Source organism: Paenibacillus sp. UMB7766-LJ446 (assembly GCF_030226665.1).
Lineage (GTDB): Bacteria > Bacillota > Bacilli > Paenibacillales > Paenibacillaceae > Paenibacillus > Paenibacillus vandeheii.
Map to the genome: position 1 here is coordinate 1 of NZ_JASOYM010000037.1, position 725 is coordinate 725.

Here is a 725-nt window from a genome sequence, read left to right on the forward strand (position 1 = left end):
CTCTGCTCCGATTCCGCCCTCCTTCGCTGCAACGCTCGCCTTGGCTTTTTAAAGGCTTATTGCCTTCGCTATGCTCGCTGGGCAACTTTCGAGATGCTCGTGTACTTCGTTAACTCGCTGAATAAAAAGGCTAATCGCTGGGCAGACGCTTCGACGGGCGGATCGGGCTGCGGGCCGCTGTTGGCTCGGGATTTCTTTTTCATTCCCCCTCAGCAGGGGAAATCCCGCTCCAAAGGCGGACGCTCCGCTCCCTCTGCTCCGATTCCGCCCTCCTTCGCTGCAACGCTCGCCTTGGCTTTTTAAAGGCTTATTGCCTTCGCTATGCTCGGTGGGCAACTTTTCGAGAGGCTCGTGTACTTCGTTAACTCGCTGAATAAAAAGGCTACTCACGGGGCTGACGCTTCGACGGGCGGATCGGGCTGCGGGCCGCTGTTGGCTCGGGATTTCTTTTTCATTCCCCCTCAGCAGGGGAAATCCCGCTCCAAAGGCGGACGCTCCGCTCCCTCTGCTCCGATTCCGCCCTCCTTCGCTGCAACGCTCGCCTTGGCTTTTTAAAGGCTTATTGCCTTCGCTATGCTCGCTGGGCAACTTTTCGAGAGGCTCGTGTACTTCGTTAACTCGCTGAATAAAAAGGCTAATCGCGAGGCTGACGCTTCGACGGGCGGATCGGGCTGTGGGCCGCTGTTGGCTCGGGATTTCTTTTTCATTCCCCTCAGCAGGGGAAA

Annotated in this window: 2 protein-coding genes; both read left to right on the plus strand. The window is 57.2% G+C overall.

The window, feature by feature from the left end:
• Nucleotides 1-303 (plus strand): hypothetical protein (locus QP794_RS33085; protein ID WP_285080851.1); only part of this gene is annotated, 303 nt, incomplete at its 5' end.
• Between the two features lie 48 nt (nucleotides 304-351).
• Nucleotides 352-555: a hypothetical protein gene (locus tag QP794_RS33090; protein WP_285080852.1), complete on the plus strand. Its 204-nt coding sequence runs from the start codon at nucleotides 352-354 to the stop codon at nucleotides 553-555.
• Nucleotides 556-725: the final 170 nt, after the last annotated feature.